Raw genomic sequence first — 6,011 nt, forward strand, 5'->3', positions numbered from 1 at the left:
TGATTTTTTATTTTTAGGCCACTAGGGTATACCCTAATGGTCTTTTTTATTTCTGTGCTATACTAGGGATTACAAGTGTTCATTAGAACTGTCCAAAAGGAGAATTGGAAATGGCTAAAATCGGTTATGCGCGTGTGAGTTCCAAGGAGCAACATTTAGATCGACAGTTAGCGGCTTTAAAAGACGTTGATAAATTATTTACGGATAAATTAAGTGGGGCTAACACTAATCGGCCAGAACTGCAAAAAATGCTGGCCTATATTCGTGAGGGTGATATTGTAATGGTCACTGAATTAGATCGCTTAGGCAGAAACAACCATGATTTGACTAAGATCATGAACTCCATTCAAAATAAGGGTGCCACCCTAGATGTGTTAAATTTGCCGTCCATGACAGGGATTGCCGACCCAAATTTACGTCAACTGATGACCAACTTGATTATTGAACTCTATAAGTATCAGGCCGAAAGTGAACGTAAGCGAATCATTGAGCGCCAGCAACAAGGGATTGCCTTAGCTAAGCAGCAGGGTAAATATCATGGGCGCAAACCCCAATACACCCAAGACGATCCCCGCTTGCAACATGCTTTTAAGCTTTATCGAGCTGGCATGAGTGACATTGATGTGTCCCGAAATACAGGTATTAAACGGACGACCTTTATTCGATACCGTGTGAAATACGGTATTAAAAGAAAATAGGGCCCCCTTTTGGTTAGCACATGTTAACTGAAAGGGTCCCTATTTTCTTTACTTAAAAGGTAGCTTGATGAAATGCTAGCTAACGCTAGTCCTAGTGATAAATTGTCTAAACGCTTGCAAGCAATCTTTGCCCAAGCATCTATTTCTCGGCGTGATATGTTGGGTGCAATGATTGGCGCCGGTATGAATATTGCTACAGCAAAAAGTGAATCATTTGCAGTGAATGAACTCAAACAGCAGTATATCGATGGCTATAATAATTCAAGCCCTAATAAACTATCAACAGTTCCAGATAAAGTAGCCAACCAAGCTGAGTATTCTCAACGAATTTGGGTGCATGGCGACGTCATGACGACACGAATGAAAGAAACCCTGAACAAGGGTTTGAGTCGCCGCATGAAAAAATCAGACATCAATAAAATGACCCGCAGTATTCCTCAAAGCGGTGATCGAATTGATGACAATTTAGCAACGCCTATGAACCAAATGCTATCCAGAATTCATACGTTAACAACTAATGAAGCTATACGCAATAGCAACGGTGGTAAGAATAGAGCGTATGATGGACAGAATGTTCAGTATGTGATGTGGTTAACCGAGGAAGATGATCGTGTTTGTGATATTTGTGAACCACTTGATAGACAAACATTTGCCTATGGACAAGCACCGATTCCAGTCACGGATACTCATCCAAGGTGTCGTTGCCAGCTGGTAGCCTGTGATGAAGATGGGAATCTGCTGTCTGGTGAACTTGATAGGGTATTTAAGGAACAAAAAAAGCCCACTTAGTTTAAAACTAAGTGGGTCAGGAATATTATTAATTGGCTTCGCTCACAACAAAGTCGAGGAGTGCTAACTAAGTTAGCATCTATAATTTAGTATAAGGTAGATTGTAAAATTAATCCGAACGCTGTTCGGATTAATTTTACAATCTACCGATTATGCTTATTTTTGGCATTTTGATGGGATTAGTCGCTGGGCCACTATCTAATAAATTTAAAATACTGAAATTACCAGTAGGTCTCTCAACTATCTTATTAGCAATTGCAGGTCTCTCCCTGTTCTTCTTAAGAAATAATACTGGTATTATTCTTTACGCCTTAGCTACCGGTTTAGGAATGGGCTTATGGAACGCACTTGATAATTTATTAAACTTAAAAGTTATCCCCGATCAAAATCGTGTTGCATTTTTCTTAGGTGTTTACAACTTAGGTAATACAATTACACAAGCTATCGCACCCGTTTTAGCCGCTGCCGTCATAAGTCTTTTTGGTTATTCTGGAATTTTTATTGTTTCATTTATTTTTTCCTTGATTGGTGGTATTTCAATGCTATCGATTAAATCATTAAAACGTTAGTAAGATATTTTTTAGCAATCCTTATTTAAAGTTAAGGATTGCTTTTTGTTCTCTTCAGTTGCAATCGCTTGCAACTCGCAACTATCCTCTGCTATGCTCGTGCCAACAATGGTAATTGTTTATTCACCTAAATTTAGGATGGAGGTAATTAAATGACTGAAAGTTATCAATTTGATGTTTTGTACTTAGGCGCGGGGCATGGTGCCTTCGACGGGGCGGTTCCACTAGCTAATAGTGGTAAAAAAGTCGCCATTATCGAAGCGGACAAAATCGGGGGAACTTGTCCAAACCGTGGATGCAACGCGAAAATTACGCTGGACAACCCGGTTCAACTTTTACGCCACCAAGAACGCCTTGATGGCATTGTAAATGGTGACTTAAAGCTGGATTGGACTGCCAATGTAGAACATGAACACGAAGTCATCGACGGCTTGCCGGACATGATTACTGGTTTACTCGACTCTGTTGACATCGAAATTATTCACGGTCGTGGAAAATTTGTTGATGCTCACACCATCGAAGTGGATCAACAGCGCTACACCGCTGACAAAATCGTGATTGCAACGGGGCTACGTCCCCACCATCTAGATGTTATGGGCTCAGAACTTACGCATGACAGTACCGATTTTATGAACCTCAAACAGCTTCCTGAAAATATCGTAATTATTGGCGCGGGCTATATCGGCATGGAATTTGCCACGATTGCCAATGCTGCCGGCGCGAACGTCACTGTACTTTTACGCCATAATCGGGCGTTGCGCAAATTTAATCAAGATTACGTAAAACAAGTCATTGCCGACCTCGAAAAACGAGGGGTGAAGTTCATTTACAACGCTCAGGTGGATCGTTTTGAGGAAGACGGTTCTCATTTTACCGTGTCTTATAACGATCACGAAACCCTCACCACCGACTGGATTTTGGATGCTACCGGACGAATTCCTAACATCGAAAACATCGGATTAGACGAAGTAGGCGTTAGTTACAATGCTAACGGGATCGAAGTTAACGATCATCTTCAAACTAACATTGATAACATCTATGCTTCTGGTGATGTGCTTGATAAAGAACAGCCTAAGCTCACCCCGACTGCGATCTTTGAATCTAGTTATTTAACCCAACTTTTCACAGGAAAGACTACTGACGCAATCAACTATCCGCCCATCCCAACCATTGTCTTTACCTCACCACAAATCGCACAGGTTGGTATGAGCGTCGAAGAAGCTCAGCAAAATCCTGATTACACCATTAAAACTAATCATCTTCCTGACGGATGGTTCCGCCAAGTTGATAAGGAAACAATTGGTGATAACACCTTGATTTACGATCAAGACCATCATCTTGTAGGAGCAGCTGAAGTTAGTGAACATGCTGCCGATGCAATTAACGTTTTATTACCAGCAATTGAGTTTCAATATACAGCTGAACAACTAGGCCGCATCGTACCTCTCTTCCCTACTTTGGGAGCGGACGTCTGGTCACAGATTTAAAAAAACGCTGAGCCTCTTTTAAGGAGACTCGGCATTTTTTTATTATTTAGTAAATTCAGCAATTGCATCATCAATATGTTGCCGTACTACCAATTTATTAAATTCAGGGCGTTCAGTAGTTGTACCAGTAAACTTTTCTTGATAGATTATTTCAGCGCCTGAATTTTTTAAGCGCTCAATTTGATTTTCTAGTTTTTGGTCGGGCGTACTCACTCGTGCATAGCCATATTTCATTGGATTTGCTCCTTTATTTATGACCGTAAGTTATGACGTTCTTCAACGTCTTTTATTATAAGGCACAAAAAAATGCGACACAACTGTTGAGTTATGACCTGTTTGAGTTCAAATATTATATCCGACTTTCGTAAAAGCCGTCATATACTTCCGCTTTAATAACATCTATATCTGTACCGCCATTATCAACGTATTTTAGAATGTTATACAAAGAATTATGCAAATATTCAGCTTCAATTACTAATTCTTTTTTACTCATATCACTGTATTCACCTAAATTATGTTCATCATAGTAATCATCAAATATACTCAATTAGATCCCACCTTTTTAAATATTTTAAATAAACGTATTACATCAATAATTTAGACGTCGTCATTAACTATTTGGTTGATAAATTACCTAATCTATTAACTGAAAGCGTGCTTATAATGCGTTTCTCAAACATCAAAACATAAAAAAGCACCTATTTCTAGGCTTTTTCACGAAAATGGTTACGGTGTAACTATATATTTTTACATTTTTTGAATTCGCCTACTACTTTATCTGTGAATCGTACCACCACGACGTCCATGTTTATGATGTTGACGTTTCTTTTTATCTAACTCGTATTCCAATTCCTCTTGTGCTTTCCTTTGTTTGTTCAGCTCATAATCTTGGGTATTTGAATAAAGCACGCTCATTAAGGCATCTGATAATAATGTACTCATATACTTTATTGGAGTATTTTCATTATAATTAACGGCTCTGTACCCTTCTATATTCTCTTTTCGGAAATCATCACTCCTTAAATTATGTTGTTTTACTGCCTGCTTAGCCTGTTCAATTTGCTTAGCAGAAATATTTTTATCTTGTCCTGCTTCACCAATAAACAACTGTTGTGTGCCTCTATTGTTCAACACACGTAACAAATTAGCGTTTTTAATCTCATCTGGTTTAACCTGTCCGCTTAAATAAGCAAGTCCTTGTACATGCTCTTGCGTTGTAAATTTTTCTGGTGGATTGTTTTTTAGACGGGTTATATCCTGTTTCTCCAGTGGTTGAAGCTCAGGATTGTAATAAATAACTGCCGTATATAATCGCTCTTTTTCAGTCATTTTTACTTTGCTTAAGTTTATATCAGAGAGCGTAAAATATCTTGTGTAAATGCATAAAAGATTTCTGAATTGTATAGAAATAGGGAATGCCTTCCCTTATGATATTTAGTAACCACAGAAAACATCACAGGAGGCATTCCCCATGAATGAACTTACCACAGAAATTATCGCTGCACTAGCCCAAAAGCAAGATTTGGACGAAGTTTTTCGTCACCACCTCGAAATTGCGATTAACCAGCTGCTTCAAACCGAATTGGCAGAGTTTTTGGGTTACGAACGCTACTCATACGCTGGGATTAACACTGGTAATAACCGCAACGGCAATTATGAGCGCTCGTTTGATACGAAGTACGGCCAACTTAACTTAACCATTCCTCGAGATCGCAATGGCCGGTTTGAAAATCATACCTTGCCAGCCTACGGTCGGCACAGTGATAATTTAGAAACAACGGTCATTCAGTTGTATACCAAGGGAATTACCACTGCTGAAATTGCCGAACTCATTGAGAAAATGTACGGTGCTCACTACTCCAAAGCCACGGTTTCCAACATGACTAAAGCCGTCAATGAACAGGTTCAAGCTTTCCAGCAACGTCGACTGGCTTCACAATATGCGGCCATCTTCTTAGATGCCACTTACTTGCCGTTAAAGCGGGATACCGTTCAAAAAGAAGCCGTTCATATTGCGATTGGTATTCGTCCAGATGGTACGAAAGAAGTGCTGAACTACCAAGTGGCGCCAACGGAATCGACTGGAATCTGGACTGAACTGCTGGGAACCTTGATCAAGCAGGGCGTTAAAGATGTGCTGTTGTTTGTGGCCGATGGGTTAGTTGGTTTGGATGAAGGCTTGAATCGGCATTTCCCTAAAGTCAAACGACAACGTTGCCTGGTTCATGTTGGGCGGAATCTGATGAACAAAGTTCGCGTAAAAGACCGCAAGGCCGTGATCAGTGACTTTAAACAAGTTCATCGGGCCGCCAACCGTGAAGCAGCCGAACTGAAACTGAATGAGTTCGCCAACAACTGGCATCAGACCTATCCCAAATTAATCAAAGATCTGCTTAAAATGCCGAATTTACTCACTTTCATGGACTTTCCACCAGCTATCCGGCAATCACTATACTCCACTAACCTGA

At 40.0% G+C, this 6,011-nt stretch carries 7 protein-coding genes and 1 pseudogene; 5 read left to right on the forward strand and 3 right to left on the reverse strand.

Annotated features, from left to right (window positions below):
* The first annotated feature begins 110 nt into the window (after positions 1-110).
* The 4 genes from FD16_RS12225 (at position 111) to FD16_RS12240 (ending at position 3,543) form a co-directional block, all read left to right on the forward strand.
* A complete protein-coding gene (locus tag FD16_RS12225; protein ID WP_010622482.1) occupies positions 111-698 on the forward strand; it encodes a recombinase family protein in 588 nt (195 codons plus the stop codon).
* A 72-nt stretch (positions 699-770) separates the two neighbouring features.
* The gene (locus FD16_RS12230) at positions 771-1,487 is read left to right on the forward strand and encodes a phage minor head protein (RefSeq protein ID WP_010622481.1); all 717 of its coding nucleotides are present in this window, start codon (positions 771-773) and stop codon (positions 1,485-1,487) included.
* A gap of 152 nt (positions 1,488-1,639) precedes the next feature.
* Complete coding sequence (locus FD16_RS12235) at positions 1,640-2,056, forward strand: MFS transporter (RefSeq protein WP_003680729.1); 417 nt, start codon at positions 1,640-1,642, stop codon at positions 2,054-2,056.
* A 152-nt stretch (positions 2,057-2,208) separates the two neighbouring features.
* Positions 2,209-3,543, forward strand: a complete 1,335-nt coding sequence (locus FD16_RS12240) for a dihydrolipoyl dehydrogenase family protein (protein ID WP_002831210.1) — start codon at positions 2,209-2,211, stop codon at positions 3,541-3,543.
* 60 nt (positions 3,544-3,603) lie between these two features.
* On the opposite strand, the pseudogene FD16_RS12245 reads toward FD16_RS12240, so the two are convergent.
* The 3 genes and pseudogenes from FD16_RS12245 to FD16_RS12255 form a co-directional block, all read right to left on the reverse strand.
* Positions 3,604-3,777 (reverse strand): annotated as a pseudogene (locus tag FD16_RS12245) (recombinase family protein); the annotation flags it as partial.
* Positions 3,778-3,892: 115 nt separating this feature from the next.
* Positions 3,893-4,090, reverse strand: a complete 198-nt coding sequence (locus tag FD16_RS12250) for a hypothetical protein (RefSeq protein ID WP_010622479.1) — start codon at positions 4,088-4,090, stop codon at positions 3,893-3,895.
* A gap of 227 nt (positions 4,091-4,317) precedes the next feature.
* Positions 4,318-4,872, reverse strand: a complete 555-nt coding sequence (locus FD16_RS12255; protein ID WP_010622478.1) for a hypothetical protein — start codon at positions 4,870-4,872, stop codon at positions 4,318-4,320.
* A 142-nt stretch (positions 4,873-5,014) separates the two neighbouring features.
* Here FD16_RS12255 and FD16_RS12260 point away from each other — a divergent pair.
* Positions 5,015-6,011 (forward strand): IS256 family transposase (locus FD16_RS12260; protein ID WP_056938572.1); only part of this gene is annotated, 997 nt, incomplete at its 3' end.

It is taken from the genome of Paucilactobacillus suebicus DSM 5007 = KCTC 3549 (assembly GCF_001434475.1).
In the GTDB taxonomy this organism is placed as follows: domain Bacteria; phylum Bacillota; class Bacilli; order Lactobacillales; family Lactobacillaceae; genus Paucilactobacillus; species Paucilactobacillus suebicus.